General features: G+C 64.7%; 22 protein-coding genes (1 of these 22 running past the window's edge). 9 read left to right on the top strand and 13 right to left on the bottom strand.

Going from position 1 to position 21,850, the window contains the following annotated elements:
• The 4 genes from AC1VVK_RS07280 to AC1VVK_RS07295 all read left to right on the top strand — a co-directional run.
• On the top strand, window positions 1-1,531 hold the 3' portion of the coding sequence (locus AC1VVK_RS07280; RefSeq protein ID WP_482904941.1) for an oligosaccharide flippase family protein. Its footprint begins 20 nt before the window's first position; only the last 1,531 of its 1,551 coding nucleotides appear in the window; its start codon lies beyond the left edge, outside the window; it ends in the stop codon at window positions 1,529-1,531.
• A 56-nt stretch (window positions 1,532-1,587) separates the two neighbouring features.
• On the top strand, window positions 1,588-2,571 hold the full coding sequence (locus AC1VVK_RS07285) for an aspartyl protease family protein (protein WP_482904942.1): 984 nt from the start codon (window positions 1,588-1,590) through the stop codon (window positions 2,569-2,571).
• Window positions 2,572-2,576: 5 nt separating this feature from the next.
• Window positions 2,577-4,397, top strand: coding sequence for an ABCB family ABC transporter ATP-binding protein/permease (locus AC1VVK_RS07290; RefSeq protein ID WP_482904943.1), 1,821 nt, complete (start codon window positions 2,577-2,579; stop codon window positions 4,395-4,397).
• 126 nt (window positions 4,398-4,523) lie between these two features.
• On the top strand, window positions 4,524-5,123 hold the full coding sequence (locus AC1VVK_RS07295) for a hypothetical protein (RefSeq protein WP_482904944.1): 600 nt from the start codon (window positions 4,524-4,526) through the stop codon (window positions 5,121-5,123).
• A gap of 16 nt (window positions 5,124-5,139) precedes the next feature.
• Here AC1VVK_RS07295 and AC1VVK_RS07300 read toward each other — a convergent pair whose 3' ends face one another.
• The gene (locus AC1VVK_RS07300; protein ID WP_482904945.1) at window positions 5,140-5,340 is read right to left on the bottom strand and encodes a DUF1737 domain-containing protein; all 201 of its coding nucleotides are present in this window, start codon (window positions 5,338-5,340) and stop codon (window positions 5,140-5,142) included.
• Window positions 5,341-5,512: 172 nt separating this feature from the next.
• On the opposite strand from AC1VVK_RS07300, the gene AC1VVK_RS07305 reads away from it, so the two are divergent.
• Complete coding sequence (locus AC1VVK_RS07305) at window positions 5,513-5,812, top strand: GIY-YIG nuclease family protein (protein ID WP_482904946.1); 300 nt, start codon at window positions 5,513-5,515, stop codon at window positions 5,810-5,812.
• A gap of 91 nt (window positions 5,813-5,903) precedes the next feature.
• Here the strand turns inward: AC1VVK_RS07305 and AC1VVK_RS07310 are convergent, their stop codons facing one another.
• The 4 genes from AC1VVK_RS07310 to AC1VVK_RS07325 form a co-directional block, all read right to left on the bottom strand.
• Window positions 5,904-6,305, bottom strand: coding sequence for a GFA family protein (locus tag AC1VVK_RS07310; protein WP_482904947.1), 402 nt, complete (start codon window positions 6,303-6,305; stop codon window positions 5,904-5,906).
• 110 nt (window positions 6,306-6,415) lie between these two features.
• Window positions 6,416-7,717, bottom strand: coding sequence for an ATP-dependent protease ATPase subunit HslU (gene hslU, locus AC1VVK_RS07315; protein ID WP_482904948.1), 1,302 nt, complete (start codon window positions 7,715-7,717; stop codon window positions 6,416-6,418).
• 14 nt (window positions 7,718-7,731) lie between these two features.
• Entirely contained in the window at window positions 7,732-8,292 is a 561-nt protein-coding gene (gene hslV / locus AC1VVK_RS07320) for an ATP-dependent protease subunit HslV (protein ID WP_132390522.1), read from the bottom strand.
• A gap of 131 nt (window positions 8,293-8,423) precedes the next feature.
• Window positions 8,424-8,930: an outer membrane protein assembly factor BamE gene (locus tag AC1VVK_RS07325; RefSeq protein WP_482904949.1), complete on the bottom strand. Its 507-nt coding sequence runs from the start codon at window positions 8,928-8,930 to the stop codon at window positions 8,424-8,426.
• Between the two features lie 208 nt (window positions 8,931-9,138).
• Here AC1VVK_RS07325 and AC1VVK_RS07330 point away from each other — a divergent pair, with 208 nt between their 5' ends.
• The 3 genes from AC1VVK_RS07330 (at window position 9,139) to AC1VVK_RS07340 (ending at window position 11,207) form a co-directional block, all read left to right on the top strand.
• The gene (locus AC1VVK_RS07330) at window positions 9,139-9,666 is read left to right on the top strand and encodes a ubiquinol-cytochrome C chaperone family protein (RefSeq protein WP_482904950.1); all 528 of its coding nucleotides are present in this window, start codon (window positions 9,139-9,141) and stop codon (window positions 9,664-9,666) included.
• Window positions 9,663-10,205, top strand: coding sequence for a YceD family protein (locus AC1VVK_RS07335; RefSeq protein WP_132390516.1), 543 nt, complete (start codon window positions 9,663-9,665; stop codon window positions 10,203-10,205). The genes AC1VVK_RS07330 and AC1VVK_RS07335 overlap by 4 nt, the downstream gene beginning before the upstream one ends.
• 336 nt (window positions 10,206-10,541) lie before the next feature.
• On the top strand, window positions 10,542-11,207 hold the full coding sequence (locus AC1VVK_RS07340) for a beta/gamma crystallin-related protein (RefSeq protein ID WP_482904951.1): 666 nt from the start codon (window positions 10,542-10,544) through the stop codon (window positions 11,205-11,207).
• Window positions 11,208-11,244: 37 nt separating this feature from the next.
• Here AC1VVK_RS07340 and phoB read toward each other — a convergent pair whose 3' ends face one another.
• The 8 genes from phoB to AC1VVK_RS07380 form a co-directional block, all read right to left on the bottom strand.
• Window positions 11,245-11,931: a phosphate regulon transcriptional regulator PhoB gene (gene phoB, locus AC1VVK_RS07345; RefSeq protein WP_482904952.1), complete on the bottom strand. Its 687-nt coding sequence runs from the start codon at window positions 11,929-11,931 to the stop codon at window positions 11,245-11,247.
• Window positions 11,928-12,623 carry a phosphate signaling complex protein PhoU gene (gene phoU / locus AC1VVK_RS07350; protein ID WP_132390510.1) on the bottom strand — a complete coding sequence of 232 codons (696 nt, stop codon included), beginning with the start codon at window positions 12,621-12,623 and terminating at the stop codon, window positions 11,928-11,930. The genes phoB and phoU overlap by 4 nt, the downstream gene beginning before the upstream one ends.
• 29 nt (window positions 12,624-12,652) lie before the next feature.
• Window positions 12,653-13,414 (bottom strand): phosphate ABC transporter ATP-binding protein PstB, encoded by a 762-nt coding sequence (gene pstB / locus AC1VVK_RS07355; protein ID WP_132390508.1) that lies wholly within the window; start codon window positions 13,412-13,414, stop codon window positions 12,653-12,655.
• Window positions 13,415-13,418: 4 nt separating this feature from the next.
• A complete protein-coding gene (gene pstA / locus AC1VVK_RS07360) occupies window positions 13,419-14,306 on the bottom strand; it encodes a phosphate ABC transporter permease PstA (RefSeq protein ID WP_132390506.1) in 888 nt (295 codons plus the stop codon).
• Window positions 14,299-15,672, bottom strand: coding sequence for a phosphate ABC transporter permease subunit PstC (gene pstC, locus AC1VVK_RS07365; RefSeq protein WP_482904953.1), 1,374 nt, complete (start codon window positions 15,670-15,672; stop codon window positions 14,299-14,301). Before pstC ends, pstA begins: the two co-directional genes overlap by 8 nt.
• A 34-nt stretch (window positions 15,673-15,706) precedes the next feature.
• A complete protein-coding gene (locus tag AC1VVK_RS07370; RefSeq protein ID WP_132390502.1) occupies window positions 15,707-16,750 on the bottom strand; it encodes a substrate-binding domain-containing protein in 1,044 nt (347 codons plus the stop codon).
• A gap of 223 nt (window positions 16,751-16,973) precedes the next feature.
• The gene (locus tag AC1VVK_RS07375) at window positions 16,974-18,404 is read right to left on the bottom strand and encodes an OprO/OprP family phosphate-selective porin (protein ID WP_243652700.1); all 1,431 of its coding nucleotides are present in this window, start codon (window positions 18,402-18,404) and stop codon (window positions 16,974-16,976) included.
• Window positions 18,405-18,763: 359 nt separating this feature from the next.
• Window positions 18,764-19,777 (bottom strand): sensor histidine kinase, encoded by a 1,014-nt coding sequence (locus AC1VVK_RS07380; RefSeq protein ID WP_482904954.1) that lies wholly within the window; start codon window positions 19,775-19,777, stop codon window positions 18,764-18,766.
• Between the two features lie 465 nt (window positions 19,778-20,242).
• Between AC1VVK_RS07380 and zwf the strand changes: the two genes are divergently transcribed.
• Window positions 20,243-21,622 (top strand): glucose-6-phosphate dehydrogenase, encoded by a 1,380-nt coding sequence (gene zwf, locus AC1VVK_RS07385; RefSeq protein WP_243652710.1) that lies wholly within the window; start codon window positions 20,243-20,245, stop codon window positions 21,620-21,622.
• Window positions 21,623-21,850: the final 228 nt, after the last annotated feature.

Below are 21,850 nucleotides of genomic sequence, written 5' to 3' on the forward strand. Positions count from 1 at the left end.
CTCATCCGGGCCCGAAAGCGGACGTGGCAGCGGAAGCGTGAAATCGGCAGCGTTATGGGCCGCCGCGAGCCAGTATTCGCAGTTCGCACTTCAGTTCATCACTTCGGTTCTGGTCTCCCGGTTTTTCCTGAAACCCGAAGAAATCGGCATGTTTTCCGTCGCACTGGCGACGGCGATGATCCTTTCGGTGATCCAGGATTTCGGCCTGACGCGCTATCTCGGCCGCCATCCGACCGCCGACGACGAGACGGTCCGACATTGCACCGTGATTGCAGTGGCCTTCTCGTTCCTGCTGGCCGCGCTGATCCTTGCGCTCGCATGGCCGGTTGCACGCTTCTATGGCGAGCCGCGACTGTTCCCCATTCTCGCGCTGATTGCCGCGTCGTACCTGCTCAATCCGTGGAGTGTGGTGCCGGTGGCCTTGCTGTCACGCCGGCTCGACTTTCGGGGGACGTTTCTCGTCAACGCGTCCGGTGCGTTCGCCAGCAGCGGCTGCGCGCTGACGCTTGCCGCACTTGGCTTTTCGGCGGAATCGCTGGCTTGGGCGATGATCGCGCAGGCAGCCGTCCGCGCGGTCATGGCGCAGATCCTGCGGCCGACCCGGCCCGGGCTGGGCCGCAATCCCGCGCGCCTGAAGGAAATCATCTCGTTCGGCTCGGGCAGCGCGCTGCTCTACCTTTCGGGCGGGATCGGGATGCGCACGCCGGACCTCATCGTCGGCCGCTTACAGGGCATGGCCGCGACCGGGCTGTTCAGCCGAGGCGTGGCGCTGGCATCGCAGCTCCATTACCTCGTCGCCGGCGCGGTCGGCTCGATCTACTATCCCACGTTCGCGCGGCTGCGTGACGAAGGGCGCGAACTGGGCCCTTACTACGAGCGGGTGGTGGCCGCGCATGGCGCCATCGTCTGGCCGGCCATGGCCCTGCTGGCCGTGCTGTCCCAGCCGGTGATCCTGCTGCTCTATGGCCCCGGCTGGGCGGGCGCCGCGCCGCTGCTGGCCTATGTCGCCATTGCCGAGTGCTGTTTCGTTGCCCTGCCCCTGCACATGGATCTGCCGATCCTGCTTGGGCACTTGCGCCGCCTGTTCTGGTTCAACCTTGCCGATACCGCGCTTTCGGTGGGCACGCTGATGGCCGGCGCGGCCATCGGGGTGGAAGCGGCGGCGGCCTCGCGCATCGTCTATGGCCTTGGCTGGCTGTGCATCTACGCCGGTTGGATGCAAAGGCTGGTCGGCTTCAGTTGGCGAGCGATACTGCGCACGTATGCGGCCAGTCTGAGTGTTGCATTGGTGACCGCCCTGCCCGCGCTTTGGGCGGTCACGTTCTGGCGAAGCCCGGCCACGCTTGGCTTCACCGGGCTGGTCGCGAGCGGCGCGCTGGGCGGGATTGCCTGGGTTCTGGCGATCGCTCTCCTGCGCCATCCCGCGCGCGCCGACCTGGCCGGAATGGCGCTCCATCTCATCCATCCGGTCATGTCCCGAATTCCCGCCTTCAAGCGACGGCAAAACGTGGTGAATTCGCCCGACTCGTGATATCATCGCTACCCGACAACAATCCGACGAAGCTCAAGCTTCGCGGGGAGGATGACATGATTGGCGGCGCACTTGCGCTGACGCTTTTGGTCGCCACACCGGCGATCTCAGGCGCCGCGTCCTCACCTGTAACGCCCGTGCCCGAAGTTCCCGGGACAATGGCGGACGACGACGATTCAACTGGCCAGACTCTCCGGACCGGAACCGATCGCGATGAGCGAATGACCGTGGCCGTCGCGGTGCAGGGGCAAGGGCCCTACCACTTCATGATCGACACCGGATCGCAGCAAACCGTGGTTTCGAGCGCGCTGGCCACTACTCTTGGGCTCACGTTGGGTCCGGCAGTGACGGTGGTGGGCATGGCAGGCTCCAGCGACGTAGCCACCGCGCGGTTGGAAACCTTCGCCATCGGCAACCGTGCCTTCCATGACCTGACCGTCCCGCTGCTGGAAGGGCAGAACATCGGCGCGGACGGCATCGTCGGTACTGACAGCCTGCAAGGCCAGCGCGTCACCCTGGACTTCGATCAGGGCACCATCGCGATCGCCCCGGCCCAGGAGACGCAGAACAACGGCTATGAGATCGTCGTCCACGCCCGCAAGCGCCTGGGCCGCCTCATCATGACCAATGCCATGATCGACGGCATCCGCGCCGATGTCGTCATCGACACCGGAGCGACCAGCGCGGTGGGCAACCTTGCCTTGCAGAAGGCCATGAGCAAGCAATTGGTGGGCACCGTCCGCCTTTCCAGCGTGACCGGAGAAGAGCTGGCCGCCGAACTGGTGATCGCCCACCGGCTCAAGATCGAGGATCTTTCGCTGACCAACGTGTCGATCGCCTTCGCCGATTCGCCGGCATTCAAGGAACTGGGGCTTGAGCGACGGCCGGCGATCTTCCTCGGCATGCGCGAATTGCGCGTGTTCAAGCGCATTGCCATCGATTTCTCGACCCGCAAGGTCCTGTTCGACCTGCCGGCCAACGTCGAACGACCTGACGATTTCCTGAGAAAGATTGCCTCCCGCGACCTTCGCACTAAATAGCGCGGATGCCGCCAGACACTTCCGTTAACTCCCCCGCCGCCCGCCATGATGGCTGGCGCACCCTCTTGCGCTTCATGCCGTACCTCTGGCCTGTCGGGAATCCGGCGTTGCGCTGGCGGATCGTCTGGGCCTGCCTGTTCATCCTGCTGTCCACCGCGACGCAGCTCGCCCTGCCCTATCTGATGAAATGGGCGGTCGACCTCATGGGCGCGACCGGCCCGAAGCTGGTGCAACTGGCGATGCTGACCGTGCTCGGCTATTCGGCCGGGCGCCTGTTGCAGGCGATCTTCGACAACGTGCGCAACATCGTGTTCGAGCGCGTGGGGCAGGACGCGACACGCGAACTGGCGGAGAACGTCTTCGCCCAGCTCCACCGCCTGTCGCTGCGCTTCCACCTCGCCCGCCGCACCGGCGAAGTGACCAAGACCATCGAACGCGGAACCAAGAGCATCGATACGATGCTCTACTTCATGCTGTTCAACATCGCGCCCACCATTCTGCAACTCGTGGCCGTCGCAGTGATCTTCTACGTGAATTTCGGGCCCGGCCTCGTCATCGCCACCGCAGTCGCCATCGCGGCCTATATCTGGGTGACGCGCACGATTACCGAATGGCGCACCAAGCTGCGCGAACAGATGAACCGGCTGGACGGGCAAGCGCTCGCCCGCGCGGTGGATTCCCTGCTCAATTACGAGACGGTGAAGTATTTCTCGGCGGAGCACCGCGAGGAAGCCCGCTATGCGCAGGCCACCCGCGCTTATGCCGAGGCGGCGGTGAAGAGCGAGAACTCGCTTGGCCTGCTCAACATCGCACAGGGCGTGGTGGTGAACCTGCTGATGGCAGGCGCCCTCGCCTATACGGTCTGGCAATGGTACCGAGGACAGGCGACCGCTGGCGAACTCGTCTTCGTGCAGACCTACCTGACCCAGCTGTTCCGCCCGCTCGACATGCTCGGCATGGTCTATCGCACGATCCGGCAGGGCCTGATCGACATGGCGGAGATGTTCCGCCTGCTCGACGAGCCGCAGGAAGTTTCGGACAAGCCCGGCGCCCCGGCACTGGTGATCCATCGCCCCTCGATCACGTTCGAAAACGTCGTGTTTGGCTACGAGCCCGATCGCGGCATCCTCAAGGGCCTGTCGTTCGACGTGCCCGCCGGACAGAACTTCGCCATCGTCGGCCCCTCCGGCGCGGGCAAGTCGACCATCGCGCGGCTGCTGTTCCGTTTCTACGATCCGCAGCAGGGCCGCATCCTGATCGACGGGCAGGACATCGCCGAAGTCTCGCAGGCCAGCCTGCGCGCCGCCATCGGCATCGTTCCGCAGGATTCGGTACTGTTCAACGACACCATCGGCTACAACATCGCCTATGGCCGCGACGATGCGACGCAGGAAGATGTCGAGAATGCCGCGCGCGGCGCTGCGCTGTTGGGGCTGATCGACCGCCTGCCGCAGGGCTACGACACTGAAGTCGGCGAGCGCGGCCTCAAGCTCTCGGGCGGCGAGAAGCAGCGCGTGGCCATCGCGCGTACCCTCGTGAAGAACCCGCCGATCCTGCTGCTGGACGAAGCCACCTCGGCGCTCGACACTCGGACGGAGCAGGACATCCTTGCGACGCTCCACCGCGTGTCGGAAAACCGCACCAGCCTGTCCATCGCCCACCGCCTGTCGACGATTGCCGATGCGGACCGGATTCTCGTGCTGAACGACGGGCAACTGGCCGAGAGCGGTACCCATGCGCAATTGCTGCGGCTCGACGGGCTCTACGCCGAAATGTGGGCGCGTCAGGCCGCCGAAGCGGAGGCGATGATCGAAGCGGCCGAGTGATCGGCGTGAGGGAATTGATTTAATTCGCTTCTGCCGGGGAGCTGACCTGGAGCATTTTCTAATCAGGTCGGACCACCTGATGACTCGGAAAATGCGACAAACCAAAAGTTTAGAGCGGTTGATCCGATGCAGTCGGATCAACCGCTCTTCTCCAGCGGCATGGCCGTAAAGGAAGCTCCTCTTCGCCCCGCCCGCTTCATCATCGAAGGCGGGGTTCGCCAGCCGGAAATCCGGATACCGGCACGCAAGTTCTGGTTTGGGCTGGTGTTCCTGTGTTTCTGGCTGACGCTGTGGACGTCCGGCGGCATCGCGGCGATCACCTCGCTGCTTGTTTCCCCTGAGCCCTTCCTTGTGGTCTGGCTCATTTTCTGGGCCTTGGGCTGGATCTTCGAAGCCGGTTCGATCCTCTGGCAATTCACCGGCTCGGAAGTGATCCGCGTGGATTCCGGGCGTCTTGTCCATGACTGGCGGATGTTCGGCTTCAGCCGGGAACGCGCCTATCCAATCAGCCAGTTGCGCCACATGAGGATCAATCGCGGGATGCCATTCGCCTTCAATTTCAATCGAGGACTGGGCGGTCCGCTGTTGTCCCGACGCGCGGGATGCATATCGTTCGACTACGGCGCGTCCACCATCCGCATGGGGCAGAGCATCGATGAGGCCGAGGGACGCCTGATCATCGAGCGACTGGCCCCGCTGCTGCCCGAAGGCACCGTGGACCGCTGATCCACGGCGCGCTTTCTCACTTCACCACATCAGCCTCGTGCCAGACCACAGCCTGCGCTGCCTTCATGCAGTTTTCGGCCGTATCCCACGAAAGCGAGGGCGAGCCGTAGAGCCGCCAGCCCTGCTCCAACGCCTCGGACACGCGCTCGCAAAAGGCGCGGTCATCCGCTCCGGTGAGCAGGCGGTAGATCGGGCGGTCTTCGGGCGTCTGGTACATGCGGTTTCGGGTCCTCTCTTGATGCGCGGCAGGCCTTGCGGCGGATCACTCTGGATTGCCGCGGGCCTTCGGCCCTCGCAATGACGAAGTGATGGAAGGAAAGGCAGTTCTGACGAAATTGTAATCCCGCTCGTCATTGCGGCAAACGGTACGACGACGCAATCCATGGCTTATGAGGCGCGACTTCCAGCCTGCCGTCTACATCATGGCGAACAGCCGCAACGGCACGATTTATGTCGGCGTCACATCAGACTTGCCAAAGCGGGCATGGGAACATCGCGAAGGCCTGATCGACGGCTTCACCAAGCGCTACGCCTGCAAACTGCTCGTCGCGTTCGAAGTGCATTCGACAATGGAACACGCCATCACGCGCGAGAAGCAGCTCAAAGCGGGATCGCGCCGAAAGAAACTCGCTCTGATCGAAGCCATGAACCCCCAATGGCGGGATCTGTTCGACGATATCGCCCGCTGACTAACGACAGAGCGTCGTCCACCCTCCCTTTCGTCATTGCGAGGGCCGAAGGCCCGCGGCAATCCAGAGCGACCTAGACCGACAGCAACTGTCACCCACCCGGATAACGCTCGAATTCCGGAACGCCGGTCGTATCCGTCATCCACGAAATGCGCTCCGCCACCTGAATATGCGCGCCAGGCGGCAGCGCCTCCGGATCGTCGAGCGTAGCGATCTGGATGTCGACCAGACCCGGAAGATATGCCTCGTTCGTGTACCACAGCCCCGTGCCGCAGCGCGGGCAGAAATGCCGCATGGCCGAGCCGCTGGAGTTGTACACCGCCACCTCGCCGCGCAGGGCTTCGAAGTCCGACGACTTGAACGCAGCCCATGCCACCACCGGCGCACCGGCGGACTTGCGGCAGTCTCCGCAGTGGCAGAACGCGGCGTGGAGCGGTTCACCCTCGACGCGGTAGCGCACGTCGCCGCACTGGCATCCACCTTCGAGCTTCATGACGATTCTCCCTATCTAAAGCGAAGCTAACCGATCGTAGGGAACATTCAAGGAACAAAAAAGGGCGCGGAGTTTCCCCCGCGCCCTTTGTCTGCCGCCGAAGCTTCCGCTTACAGGATATACTTCGAAAGATCCGCGTTGCCCGCCAGGCCTTCCAGCCTGTCGCGCACATAGGCCTCGTCGATCGTCACGGTCTCGCCCTTGCGGTCCTCTGCCTCGAAGCTGAGTTCCTCAAGCAGCTTTTCCATCACCGTCTGGAGACGGCGGGCGCCGATGTTCTCGACGCTCTCGTTCACCAGCGCGGCGATGCGGGCGATCTCGCTGACCGCGCCCGGCGTGATCTCCACCGCAACTTCCTCGGTGGCGAGCAGCGCCTTGTACTGCGTGACCAGATTCGCGCGCGTTTCCGAAAGGATGCGCACGAAGTCCTTCTCGGTCAGCGCCTTCAGCTCGACCCGGATCGGCAGGCGGCCCTGAAGTTCGGGCAGCATGTCACTCGGCTTGGCAACGTGGAACGCGCCCGAGGCGATGAAGAGCACGTGGTCGGTCTTCATCGGCCCGTACTTGGTGGCCACGGTCGTGCCCTCGATCAGCGGCAGCAGGTCGCGCTGCACGCCTTCGCGGCTTACCGAGCCGCCGCGCACGTCCGAGACGGCGATCTTGTCGATCTCGTCGAGGAAGACGATGCCGTTGGTCTCTGCATTCGCCAGCGCGGTGCGGGCGACATCGTCCTGATCCATGCGCTTTTCCGACTCTTCGTCGACCAGCTTGTCCCAGGCGTCGGGCACTTTCATCTTGCGACGCGTGAGCTTCTGGCCGCCGAAGGCCTTGCCCATGATATCCGACAGATTGATCATGCCGACCGATCCGCCCATGCCGGGGATCTCCATCGGCGCCGAGGGCGTATCCTCTACCTCGATCTCGACTTCGGTCTCGTTCATCGCGTTTTCGGTGATGCGCTGGTGGAACGAGGCGCGCGTCGCTTCCGAGGCATTTTCGCCAACAAGCGCATTGAGCAGGCGCTCCATCGCTGCCTTACTGGCCGCCTCGCGCACCGAATCACGGCGGCGTTCCTTCTCCAGCCGGATCGCTTCCTCAACGAGGTCGCGCGCGATCTGCTCCACGTCGCGGCCGACGTAGCCGACTTCGGTGAACTTGGTGGCTTCCACCTTCACGAAAGGCGCATCGGCCAGCTTGGCAAGGCGGCGGCTGATCTCGGTCTTGCCGCAGCCCGTCGGGCCGATCATGAGGATGTTCTTGGGCGTCACCTCGTCGCGCAGTTCAAGCGACAGGCGCTGGCGGCGCCAACGGTTGCGCAATGCAACGGCGACGGCCTTCTTGGCCTCGCTCTGGCCGACGATATGCTCGTCGAGCGCGCGGACGATGGCCTTGGGGGTCAGGTTGTCTTTCATGATGTCCCGAAAACTCAGATGGTCTCGACCGTGACACGGTCGTTGGTGAAGACGCAGATATCGGCGGCGACGGCCATGGCGCGGCGGGCGATCCGCTCGGCGTCCTCCTCGTATTCGTCCAGCGCGCGCGCGGCGGCCAGCGCATAGTTGCCGCCCGAGCCGATCGCGGTGATCCCGCCCTCAGGCTCCAGCACATCGCCATTGCCGGTGAGGACCAGCAGGGTCTCCTCGTCGGCGACGATCATCAGGGCTTCGAGATTGCGCAGGAACTTGTCGGTCCGCCAGTCCTTCGCTAGTTCGACGGCGGCGCGCATCAGTTGGCCGCGATGCTGTTCAAGCTTGCGCTCCAGCCGCTCGAAAAGCGTGAAGGCGTCGGCCGTGGCGCCTGCGAAACCGGCGATGACGCTGCCACCCTCGCCGATGCGGCGCACCTTGCGCGCATTGGGCTTCATGACCGTGTTGCCCATGGAGACCTGTCCGTCACCGGCAATGACGGTCTTGCCGCCCTTTTTCACGCCGATGATGGTTGTTCCGTGCCACTGGATCAGGCCGTGGCTCGCCCCGCTATTGTCCATGGGGGCGGATATATGGTGGCGCGCCCCGCGTTCAAGCGGTCGGGCGCTGTCCGCAAACGAAAATGCCCGCGGAATCGCCGTGCGACCCCGCGGGCATTTCAAGTCGATCCCCATAAAGGACCGCTACGGAATCAGCTGCCGTTCGGGCCCGGGCCCTGGGGCTGCTGCGGGCCGCCCATGCCGGCGGCACCGACCGTGCCGATATTGCCGAACAGATCTTCGAGCAGGCCGCGATGACGGCCGAGCGTGGGCGTCTTGTCGCCATCGGGGCTGATCCGCGCCACGTCTTCCATACCGGCCTTGTCGACGCCGAGGACATTGCCCGCCGCATCGAAGCGGACGCGCAGGATCGTTTCCTGCGCGGTGCGCGGACGGCCGAACGGCGGCGTCTTCACCAGTTGCGAGACGTAATAGTAGTCCTTCTCGCCGAACTGGCTCACGAAAGTCGGGCGGCCAAGGGTTTTTTCCACAGACTGCCGGTTGTCGATCCCCGGAGAGACCGAATCGAGCAGCGTCTGGTCGATCAGGTAACCGCGATGGTCCCTGATGGACGTGCAGCCCCCCGTCAGCGCCGCAAGCGCCAGAACGACACCTGCCGCCTTGGCTTTACGGCGAGAGCCGTGACCAGAACCGCGCATTTTCCCACTCCAATTCACGGGGCCGGTCCGCTCCGGCCATTGCCTGCCGGTGCGAGAGCCATATATCGACCCGAAATAACGGTACCGAGCCTTAGGGCCCAGCGGCTTGTCGCGCAATGGGCGTTGGGGCAGCTTGATTGAATTGCCCATGAACGATGCCTGCAAGCACAAGCGGGCGACGAGGGGCGCGAGGAAAGGCCCGAATATAGTGACGCTGCTCTCCCGCCTGATCGGCAAACGCCCCGATGCAACGCAAGTGCGCCGCGATGCCGTTCGCCCGCTGTGGCACCGCGTGGTCGAGATTGCCCGCGAAAAACCGTGGTATGCGGAATATGGCGTGGCCGATTCCGTCGGCGGCCGTTTTGACGCGGTGACGCTGGTGCTGGCGATCGTCATCCTGCGCATGGAGCGGGACGACGACCTGATCGATCCCGCCGCGCGCCTGACCGAGCTGTTCGTCAGCGACATGGACGGACAGCTTCGCCAGTCCGGCGTGGGCGATCTGGTGGTCGGCAAGCACATGGGCAAGCTGATGAGCGCGCTCGGCGGCCGAATCGGTGCGCTGCGCGAAGCGTTTCCCGAAGGCGATGCCGCACTGGCCCAAGTGCTGGAACGCAATGTAACCCTGCGCGAGGGCGCCGATGCTGCCGTGCTGGTGGCTCCGATCAAGGCGCTTGCCGCCGGGATCGACGCGCTTTCGGCCGAAGACCTGCTTGCCGCAAGGATCCCAAGATGAGCGAACACCACCCCACTCCCGCCGAATTCACCCCCGAATTCTCCCGCCGTCTCGATATCCGACAGGCCGAAGGCAAGGACGCCCACCTCGAAGCGAGCGAAGCCGAGCGCGACGCGCTGTCGCAGCGTTTCGGCCTTGTCCGGATCGACAGTCTTTCGGCCGATCTCGAACTCACCCGCAAGGATCGCAAGGTTGAGGCGCGCGGCACTATCCGCGCCGAATTCATCCAGTCCTGCGCGGTCTCGGCCGAGGATCTGAACGTCTCGGTAAACGAGCCGTTGTTCTTCCGCTTCGTCCCTGAGGCGAACGGCCACACCCCTGACGAGGAAATCGAACTCGACGCCAGCGATTGCGACGAGATCGAATATGCCGGCTCGCATATCGACCTTGGCGAAGCCGTGGCGCAGAGCCTCGCGCTCGCCATCGATCCGTTCCTCACCGGCCCCGATGCCGACGCCGCGCGCAAGGCGGCCGGGATCGGCACGCCCGAGGACAGCGGACCTTTCGCCGCGCTCAAGGCGCTGAAGCGGGACGACTGATCCAGGGCCCACCAGGTAGGTGCGGGGCCGAGAGGTTGCCAAGAAGCGGGGCCCCCGCCTTCGCGGGGACGACGGGTGTGCAAGACTGACGGCTCATGCCCGAATGAATTCGCAGTCGAATGACCGCGCCGCTTCAGGGGCATAGCTGCCGCGCCCGATATCCCGGCCCGCCATCAGCCTCGCCGCCGCGAAGGCGGGGCCCCGCTCCCTTTAAACCTCTCGGTCCGGAAACGAAATCGGCCCTACCTACCTGCCAATTGGGTACCCCGCCTAAGCACTTGAAGAAAACCTCGATTGCATTGAAAAGGAAGAGGCTGGGGTACCTTGGAGGTTCGCATGCGCGCTGACAGACTTTTCTTTCTCGTGCCGTCCTTGCTGCTCATCTCCGCTGCCGCCCAAGGGCAACCGGCCCCGCCGCATCCGGCGCAAGTTCAGCATCCCCCCGCCCCTCCGCCAGTGGGTGAGATCATCATCTACCGGGATCGCAATTTCAGCGGCCCGGCCGTCAGCATCCGGCAGGACAAGCCGAATCTCGGCCTCAAGTGGACGGTCGGTTCGGCGCGGGTACGCGGCGGCACCTGGGAACTGTGCGAACGGCCGAACCATCAAGGCGCCTGCCTCACGCTGTCCGCCGACAACGGCAACCTCGGGCAACGCCGGGTGCAGAGCGTAGTGGGAACCCGCGCGAACGCATGGCGCGAGCTTGGCGGCGCCGATATCACCCGCACCGGCTCGTCCCGCACGGTCATCCGCGCGCGCGGCTATCCAAGGCTCTGGGCGGTCCGTCTCTGCACCGGCCAGAGCCCGGTCCGGTTCAGCGGCGCGCGGGCCTTCTTCACGAATGGCCGGTACGAGGCGCTCAAGGTGCCTCCCCAGCTTGCCGGCAATGCTTGCACGGGAGCGCTGGCCTTCGCGGCGCGGCGGAACCTGTCTTATGTGGAAGTGACGGCGTCCACCGCGAATGTCACGGCCCGGGCGCATATCCGGCTGGAAGGCCGCTGAGGCCGCCTCTCTGGGTGAGGCGGCCGGCCATGTCGTTTCAGGTCACGTCCATCGCATAGCCCGCCGCACGGACGGTGCGGATCGGGTCGGTGTCGTTGGCGCGGTTGATCGCCTTGCGCAGGCGGCGGATGTGAACGTCCACCGTGCGCTCGTCGATGTCCGAGTCCATGCCCCAGACGCCGTCGAGGATCTGCTGGCGAGAGACGACGCGGTTCGGGCGTTCCATGAAATAGCGCAGCAGGCGGAACTCGGTAGGACCAAGGTGCAGCGCCTCGCCGCCGCGGCGAACGCGGTGGCTGGTGACATCAAGTTCGATATCGCCCCACTGGAGCACGCTGCCCGCCAGTGACGGTCGTGCGCGGCGCAGCAGCGCCTCGATACGGGCAAGCAGTTCGCGCGGGGAAAACGGCTTGGTCACATAATCGTCCGCGCCGGTCTTGAAGCCGCGGATCATGTCCTCTTCCTCACCGCGCGCGGTGAGCATAAGGATCGGGATCTGCGCAGTTTCCTTGTCCTTGCGGAGCTGGCGGCAGACTTCGATGCCGGGCACGTGCTCGATCATCCAGTCGAGGATGATCGCGTCAGGGTGCTGTTCCTGCACCATCAGCAGCGCTTCCTCGCCATCGCCGGTGCTGCGCACCTGATAGCCTTCGGCGCTGAGGTTCCAGGTGAGCAGTTCGCAAAGCGCGCGGTCGTCCTCGACCACCAGTACGGATGGGTTCACGGCAGGTCCCTCGTATCGTCGGTCTGGCTCTCGCGCTCGGCATAGTATTCGCCGGTGGCGGCGTAATAGACCATCTCGGCCACGTTAGTGGCATGGTCGCCGATGCGCTCAAGGTTGCGGGCGATGAACAGCAATTGCGCGGCGCTGGTGATCGTTGCCGGGTTTTCCATCATGTGGGTCAGCAGCGAGCGGAACAGCGTGTTGTAGAACTGGTCCAGCTTGGCATCGCGGCGGATCACTTCCTGCGCCAGCGCGGCATCGCGCGAACCGTAGGCGTTGAGCACGTCGCGGACCATGCTTTCGGCAATCTCCGCCATCATCGGCACCAGCGAGATCGGCTCGATCTTGCCGCGTCCTTCGACGGCGTTGACGCGCTTGGCGATGTTCTTGGCATAGTCGCCGATGCGCTCGATCACGCCGGAGATCTTGAGCGCGGCGATCACGTCGCGCAGATCGTCTGCCATCGGCGCGCGCAAGGCGATCGTGCGCACGGCAAGACGGTCCACTTCGGCTTCCAGCGCATCGAGGCGGGCGTCGGCGGCGACGACTTGCGCGGCCAGATCCTCGTCATGCTGGGTCAGCGCGATGATCGCATCGCGGATCGCGACTTCGGCGAGGCCGCCCATTTCGGCAACGAGGCCGCGAAGCTGCCCGATCTCGCTGTCGAAGGCCTTTACGGTGTGGTCAACCATGGATCTTGTCCTGTTCCCTGTCTTCGCCGTCAGCCGTAGCGACCGGTGATGTAGTCCTTGGTCTTCTCTTCACGCGGGGTGGTGAAGATCTGACTCGTGTCCCCGTATTCCACCAGGTTGCCGAGGTGGAAGAACGCCGTGCGCTGCGAAACGCGGGCCGCCTGCTGCATCGAGTGGGTGACGATGACGATGGCGTAAGTGTCCTTCAGCTCATCGATCAGTTCCTCGATACGCGCGGTGGCGATCGGGTCGAGCGCGGAGCACGGCTCGTCCATCAGGATCACTTCGGGGCTGACGGCAATGGCGCGGGCGATGCACAGGCGCTGCTGCTGGCCGCCCGACAGCGCGGTGCCGGGTTCTTGCAGGCGGTCCTTCACTTCATCCCACAGGCCCGCCTTGGCGAGCGAGCTTTCGACGATCCCGTCCATGTCCGCCTTCGACGGGGCAAGTCCGTGGATGCGCGGGCCGTAAGCGACGTTCTCGTAGATCGACTTCGGGAACGGGTTCGGCTTCTGGAACACCATGCCGACGCGGGCGCGCAGGGCCACCGGGTCCATCGTCGGCGCGTAGATATCCTCGCCGTCGAGCAGGATCTCGCCGGTGACGCGGGCGTCGGCGATGGTGTCGTTCATGCGGTTGAGCGAGCGCAGGAAGGTCGACTTGCCGCAGCCCGACGGGCCGATGAAAGCGGTGACGATGCCGTTGTCGATAGCGATCGAAACGTCATTGATGGCCTTCTTGGCCCCGTAATAGACGTCGACGTTGCGGGCGGTGAGTTTGGTTTCGGTCATGTCCCTACCAGCGAACTTCGAACTTGTTTCGAAGGTAAATAGCCAGGCCGTTCATCGCCAGCAGGAAGACCAGCAGGACGATGATGGCCGCGGAAGTGTTCCGGATGAAACCGGAATTGATCTCGTCGGACCACAGGAAGATCTGCATCGGCAGCACGCTGGCCGGATCGGTGATCCCGCCCGGCGGGGTGACGACGAAGGCGCGCATGCCGATCATCAGCAGCGGCGCGGTCTCGCCCAGCGCGCGGGCCATGCCGATGATGGTGCCGGTAAGGATACCCGGCAGCGCCAGCGGCAGGACATGGTGGAACACCGTCTGCACCTTGCTGGCGCCCACCGCCAGCGCGGCGTCGCGGATCGAGGGCGGCACCGCCTTGATGGCATTGCGGCCGGAAATGACGATGACCGGCATCGTCATCAGCGCCAGCGTCAACCCGCCGACCAGCGGCGAACTGCGCGGCATGCCGATCGTGTTGATGAACACCGCAAGACCAAGCAGACCGAAGATGATCGACGGCACGGCGGCAAGGTTGTTGATCGACACCTCGATCCACTCGATCCAGCGGGCGCGCGGGGCGAACTCCTCCAGATAAACGGCGGCCAGCACGCCCATCGGGAACGAGAGCAGCAGCGTGACGAGCATCGTCAGCAGCGAGCCCTTGGTCGCGCCCCAGACACCGGCGACGCTGGGGTCGGTGGAATCCGAGCCGGTAAGGAAGGTCCAGCTCAGCCCGCTGAGGCCGTTCTTGAGCATGATGACCAGCAGCAGCGCCAGGAAGGCAAGGCTGAGGGCGATCGCGCCAAGGCCGATCAGCTTGAAGCGGCGTTCGGCGGCGTTGCGGCGGGCAATGCGCCGCGCGGCCTCCGGCGTTTGCCAGCGTGCGTTACTCATAAGCTTCCCGGAAGCGCTTCACGACCCTGAGGGCAATGATGTTGAGGACGAGGGTAACGATGAACAGCACCAGACCCAGCGCGAAGGCGGAGAGCGTCTTGGGGCTGTTGAACTCCTGATCGCCGGTCAGCATCTGGACGATCTGATAGGTGACCGTGGTCATCGAGGCGAAGGGGTTCAGCGAAAGATTGGCGGCGGCACCCGCGGCCATGACCACGATCATGGTCTCGCCGATGGCGCGGCTGATTGCCAGCATCACGCCAGCGACGATGCCGGGCAGTGCGGCGGGCAGCAGCACTTTCTTGATCGTTTCCGACTTGGTGGCGCCCAGCGCCAGCGAACCGTCGCTCATCGCGCGGGGCACGGCGGCAAGCGCGTCGTCCGCCATCGAGGAGACGAAGGGAATGATCATCACGCCCATCACCACACCGGCGGCCAGCGCACTCTCGGTCGAGGGGTTGGCCATGCCGATCGCGGCGGCGAAATCGCGGAAGATCGGCGCCACGGTGAGCGCGGCGAAGTAGCCATAGACCACCGTCGGGATGCCCGCGAGGATCTCCAGCATCGGCTTCAGCCACTTGCGCACGTTGGACGTGGCATATTGCGTGAGATAGATCGCGCTCATCAGGCCGAGCGGGATGGCAACGATCATCGCGATGATCGCACCGATATAGATCGTGCCCCAGAACAGCGGCACCGCGCCGAAGCTGTCCTGAAGGTTGGCGCCGCGCGCATTGCCGGGCGCCCAGTGGGTGCCGGTGAGGAACGTGATCGGCGAGACGTCCTTGAAGAACAGCCCGGCCTCGAACACCAGCGAGCCGACGATGCCGAACGTCGTCAGGATCGCCATCAGCGAGGCCAGCAGCAGCACCACCATGACCGCGCGCTCGACCCGGCTGCGCGCCGGGAAATTGGCGCGGACCTTGGTGAAAGCCCAGCCGCCGCCCGCGAAGGCGACGATCAGCACCAGCACCGCGCCGATCAGGCCGAAGCGCTGGTGTGCGGCGCGGACCGGTTCGGACAGGGACTGCGACAGCGGGTTGAACGCCGCCTGCCCCGGATTGTCGGCCAGTGCCTTGGCTTCCGCGAGAATGGAGGCGCGGCTCATCGAATCGGCCGGGAGCTGCGCGGCGGCAGGATCGGCCATGACCGCGCCATCGACGAGGCCCGGCATGATCGCCATCCACGCGCCCCAGGCGATCAGCGCCGGAACGAGAATCCACAGCAGCACGTGCCAGCCGTGGTAAACCGGCATCGATTGCAGCGAGCCGCGCCCTGTGTGAAGCAGCCGGGCCCGGCCCCGTGCGGCAAACCAGCCGACGAGACCGAGGCCGAGAACGGCCAGAAGCACTCCAGTGAGTATCATGAGGCCGTTCCGGCGCCTTTCCTGTCGTGCGGGATTACTTGAGGTCCGCGGGGTTGAGCGGGGTCATGTTGGCGACGATGGCCGCGCTCTTCGTGCGCACGTCCTCGGGCGAGATCACCATGCCCTTCGGCTTCAGGTAGCCGTCCGGACCCCAGGCCTTGGTCCACTCGGTGATGTAGCCCTGAAGGCCCTTGATCGGGGCGAGGTGCTGCTTCTTGATGTAGATGAACAGCGGACGCGCACCCGGATAGGTGAAGTTCGCGATCGTGTCGTAGGTCGGCTCGATGCCCGACATCGGGATGCCGCGGATGGTCTTGGCGTTCTCTTCCAGGAACGAGTAGCCGAAGATGCCGATCGCCTTGGGATTCTGCGAGATCTTCTGGACGATCAGGTTGTCGTTCTCACCGGCGTCGACATAGGGACCATCCTCGCGGATGTCGTGGCAGGCCGCCTCGAACTTGTCCTTGTCGGTGTCCTTGAGCGCGACCATCGCGGGATCGGTCTTGCAGCCGGCTTCAAGGATCAGTTCCTTCAGCGCGTCACGCGTGCCCGAAGTCGAGGGCGGACCGTAGACGAGGATCGGCTCGTTCGGGAGCGACGGGTTCACGTCCTTCCAGGTCTTGGCGGTGTTGGGCTTGCCGAACGGATTGGCGGCCAGCGCCTTGTAGATGTCCGTGGGCGTGAGCTTCATGCCCGGGCCGTTCTGCGATTCGGCGAAGGCGATGCCGTCGATGCCGACCTGGACTTCGACGATGTCGGTCACGCCGTTCTTCTGGCACTCGTCATATTCGGACTTCTTCATCCGGCGCGAGGCGTTTTCGATATCGGGGTGCTGGGCGCCGACGCCGGCGCAGAACAGCTTCATGCCCGCGCCCGTGCCGGTCGATTCGATGACCGGCGACTTGCCGCCGGCCTTGGCGAACTGCTCAGCAACCGCCGTGGCGAAGGGATAGACGGTCGAGGAACCGACCGCGCGCACGAAGTCGCGCGAGCCGGACGAGGAGCCGCCCGAACCGCCGCAACCGGCAAGAGCCATGGCGGAGGCCGCAACGATGAGGAAGGTCTTAGTGGAACGCATGATGTCACCCCTTGGGCTTCAAGTGTGGCTTGCCCACTATTGGGCTACAATGACACTTCCATGACAAAAAAGTGACATTGTTCTCGGCTCGACGAAATTGCTGGAAAACCGGGCGTTTTTCCCGGGGTCTGTCAGAATAAATACGGCCGGTGGAACGGCTGTCCGGCGATTGCGATGGCCCCCGAGGGGGCGGCACGCCGAACGCGCCCGCCCCGAAGGAAGCTCAGAAATCGAACTGGGCGCGCATGCCGAACGAATCGACCCCGTAGTCGCTGTCCGTCCCGTTCACGAGCACGGGCGAATCCTTCACCCAGATATGACCGTAATTGAGGATGAAGCGCACATAGTCGGTCGGGATCCACAGCGCCGAGATCCCGGCGGTCTGTTCGCGGCCGCCAACGATCCCGGCGTCGTTCAGGTTCAGCCAGTCGTACCGGACATTGAGCTGCACGGCGCCCAGTCCGCCCTTGTCGAAGCCGTCATGCGGACGGATCCGCTCGAAGACACCGGCCTTGTAGGGGGTGTCGTCATGCGTGAGCATATAGCCGACTTCCGCGTAACCGCCGTTGAAGGTGGGATCGGCAAAGCCGACGCGGCGCACTTTCTGCCAGTAGGTTTCGCTCGTCGCATGGAACCGGCCCTTGATCCACGCGGCTTCGAGCCCGAGGCCGAGTTCGTTGCGCGCATCGCTGACCGGGGCGCTGAGCAGCCGCAAGTCGGTGGTGTGGATGAACGGACGGCTCTGGTACGTCACCGAAGGAATCGAATCGTTGAGCGTGCGCCAGTGGACCGAACCGCCCAGGTGGAGCGTGCCGCCCGCAACTTGCGGCATCGCCACGACGCGGCCGTCCATGCTCCAGGACTTGTCGTAATCGTTGTTGAGCGAATTGGGATCGTCGCTGAACACGCCGCCCTGCACCAGCACGGTCTTGCCGAGGTACTGGGCATTGAGGCCCACCCGGCGCTCGAAGCCGAAGGCGCCGACGAAGCTGGCCCGTTCCATGAAACTGGTGAACAGGTCCGAGGTCATGTCCTCCAGCCCGGTGTTGGGCTTCTGGTTGCCGAGCGCCAAGGTGACGTTCTTGCCCGCCTTGTAGGTCAGGTACATGTCATTGATGACGACGCTGGAATTGGCGAGATCGACCTCGAAGCGGTAGCCGAAGCCGCCCGGCATCGTGCCGTCGAAGCCGAGATAGGCGCGGCGCAGTTCGGTGCTGACGCCCAGATGGTTGCTCGCGGCCGGGTCCAGCCCCGAAGGCGCGTTGACCGCCCCGACATCGACCTGAAGACGGCCGCGCGGCTTGAAGCTCCAGCCGTTGTCGCTGCGGAATTCCGGCGCGCCCTTCCAGACGACCTGGATCGGCGACTGGCTCGATGACGGATTTCCTGCCGGCGCGGGCGGCGTGGCGCTGGCGGCCTTGGCGGCGGTTTCCTTTGCGGCGGCGGCCACGCTGGCCGATTCGGCCGCGCTCTGCTCTGCATTGCGGGCCGCCTGCGTGGCGGCATCGGCGCGCGCATTGGCGGCGCCGAGCTGGCCTTCGAGCGTTTCGATCCGGCCTTCCATCGCCTTCATCTGCGCCCGCATGGCGGCAAGCTCACGCTGGATTTCGGCTGAATCCTGCGCGTGAGCGGGCGAAGGAATCGCCCAGCCCATCGCGACAGCTATCGCAAGCGTAGAAATTGTCCCGCTTTTCTGCACCTGCGGCATCCTTTCGTGAACCTTGAATTGCACTTTCCCGACGCTCGTATGACGAAGAGATTACAGTTCAATGACACTGGCTTGATGACAGGGGAGGACAGCCGGCAAAACCGGTGCCTTTGGAAATTTCTGAAACGCCCGAATGGATAAATCACTGTCACATGACAGGCATGAGTTCGCCCATACCCCCACAAGCCCCGTTTCGGTGAAACGAGTGCCGCAAAGGCCAGAATGAAGGACGGAATGTGCATGGCAGCGCCTGACCCGGCGCCCGGACAGGCAAACGCGGCGGCCCCGTGGCCGCCGCGCGGAAATCAGCCCGCGTTTTCCTCGCGCCGAAGCGGCAGCATGAGCGAGGCGACAGTGCCCTGACCAGGGCGGCTGTCGATGTCGAAGCGGCCGCGATGGCGCTCGACGATATGCTTGACGATCGAGAGGCCCAGCCCGGTGCCGCCCACGGCGCGGCTGCGGCTGGCGTCGGCGCGGTAGAAGCGCTCGGTCACGCGCGGCAGGTGCTCCGGCGAGATGCCCTCGCCCTCGTCGGTTACGGTCACGAGCACCCAGCCGGTGCTGGTGGCCTCCAGCGCGACATCGACCTTGCCGCCCTGCGTGCCGTACTTGAGCGAGTTGTCGATCAGGTTGCGCAGAACTTGCGCCAGTTGCCCCCGGTCGCCCGTGACCACGGCGGTTTCGCAATTGGCGTGGACCATGACATTCGATCCCGGCTTCGATTCGCCCGCCATTTCCTGCGCCAGCGCCACCATCTCGATGCGGTCGGAGGGCACTTCATGCTTCACCGCCTCGATCCGCGAGAGGCTCATGAGGTCCAGGATCAGCGCCTGCATGCGGTGCGCCTCATGCCGGATGGTGTCGAGGAAGCGGTTGCGCAGGGCCTCGTCGCCGCCCGCCTTGGGGTTCATCAGCGTCTCGACATAGCCGAGCACGTTGGCCAGCGGCGTGCGCAGTTCATGGCTGGCATTGGCGACGAAATCGGCATGCGACTTGGCGACGCTGACCCGCTCCGACAGATCGTAGAGGCTCACCAGCCGGTCGGTGGGAGAAACCGCGCGGCAATCGACTTCCCAGACGCTGCCGCCGGTCGAAAGCCCGGTAACGCGGGCAATGCCGCCGCCCTCGCTGAGGATCGCGGCCACCGCGCGCGGTTCGCGAATGGCGATGCGCACGTCCTGCCCGACGATATGCGCGCCCAGCAGGGCCTTGGCCGCGCTGTTGGCGAAGCGGACTTGCCCGCGCGAGACCATCATTGCCGGGGTCTGGAGATGTTCGAGGAGCTGGACGCCGTCACCGGCCATGAATTTCGCCTTCATTATCGCTGACCCACTTCCATGCCCGCGTCCAAAGACAGGACAAAGACGCACCGGCAACGAACTTGCGGAAAATTGCGTCCGAAACGGCCCCCGATAAGGTATGCACACTGTTGTCGTGTTCAATCCGTGCAAACGAGGTTGAGGTTTCGCCCGCTCTCGCCTAGCACTTCGCACGCAGTCCATGCTATGCTGCAACCGCGAAGAACAGACGTCCTGCCTGACACCCCGATCGTGACATCCTGACCTCAATCCCAGGATCGACGCAATCACATGGCCGACCCCTTTTCGACACGGTGCGCATAGCTGGAATGCGGGAGGAGGAGCCCGCCGGTCTCCGGCGGAAATGACCGTAAAGGTGAACAACCTTCAGAAGGTGGACCGCGCTCAGTGACCAATTCCATTTCGGCCCAATTCACGTCAGACCGTCTGCTCCTGTTCGGCGCCACGGGCGATCTTTCGCGCCGCATGCTGCTTCCCTCGCTCTGTGCCCTTGATGCGGAGGGTCTGCTGGACCCGAAGATCGAGATCATCGGCACGGCCCGTTCGGATCACGACGATCAGGAATTCCGCAACTTCGCGCGGCAATCGGTGGAGCAGTTCCTGCCTGCCGACCGGCGCGGCGGCATGGCGCGGTTCCTCAACCGGCTGTCCTACCAGACGCTGGACGCCAACCAGATGGACGGCTTCAACGCGCTGGCGGCCAAAGTCGGCCAGCCGCAGGACGGCCTCTCGATCTTCCTCTCCACCGCGCCCAGCCTGTTCGAGCCGACCATTCGCGGCCTTCAGGCCAGCGGTCTGGCGGGTGACAATGTGCGCATCGGGCTGGAAAAGCCGCTCGGCGTGGACCTTGCCTCCAGCAAGATCATCAACGACGCCGTCGCCCGGGCCTTCCCCGAAGACCGGATCTTCCGCATCGATCACTATCTGGGCAAGGAAACCGTCCAGAACCTGCTGGCGCTGCGCTTCGCCAACCTGATGTTCGAGCCGCTGTGGAATGCCGCGCATATCGATCACGTGCAGATCACCGTGGCCGAGACCGTCGGCCTTGAATCGCGCGTGGCCTACTATGACGACTCCGGCGCGCTGCGCGACATGGTGCAGAACCACATGCTCCAGCTGCTCGCGCTCGTCGCGATGGAGCCGCCGGTCAGCTACGACGCCACCAGCGTGCGCGACGAGAAGGTCAAGATCCTGCGCTCCCTGCGCAAGGTCGCGGTGAACGAGACCGTCACCGGCCAGTACCGCGCGGGCGCCATCGGCGGCCAGGCCGTGCCCGGCTACGACGACGAACTCGGCAAGGATTCGAACACCGAGACCTTCGTCGCGATCAAGGCGCATATCGATAACTGGCGCTGGCAGGGCGTGCCCTTCTACTTGCGCACCGGCAAGCGCCTGCCCAAGCGCACGACCGAGATCGTCGTGCAGTTCCGCGATGTGCCGCACTCGATCTTCCACGGTCGCGGCGCGCGCACGGTGCCCAACCGCCTCGTCATCGGCATCCAGCCGAGCGAGAACATCACCCTTTCGCTGATGGCCAAGGTGCCGGGTCTCGATCGCAACGGCTTCGGCCTGCGCTCGATCCCGCTCGACATCTCGATGCCCGACGCTTTCGCCGGCCCGCAGCGTCGCATCGCTTACGAGCGCCTGCTGCTGGACCTGATCGAGGGCGAGCAGACGCTGTTCGTTCGCCGTGACGAAGTGGAAGCGCAGTGGGAGTGGATCGACGCGATCCGCGCGGAGTGGGAGGAACAGGCGCAGGAGCCGAAGACCTACACCGCCGGAAGCTGGGGCCCCTCCGCCGCCATCGCCCTCGCCGAGCGCGACGGCGTGACGTGGCACGAGTAAGGCAGGCCTGACGGGCATGAGCGCACCACGCACCCTATATTCGGGAGTGCGTGGGCGGTCTCCCGTGTGCGGCGCCTTGTCCGGCTCCGTGTCCGGCATCAGGGCCGCCCTTGTGGGCGGTTCCGTAAAAGGTCGGCCCGAATTCCCCGCAAACCGGTGGAAGATAGACATTGACACCGGTTACCAAAATGCCTTCAAGCCTCGCACGGGAAGACCTGTTGCGACGGC

Source organism: Novosphingobium sp. BL-S-32 (assembly GCF_056857055.1).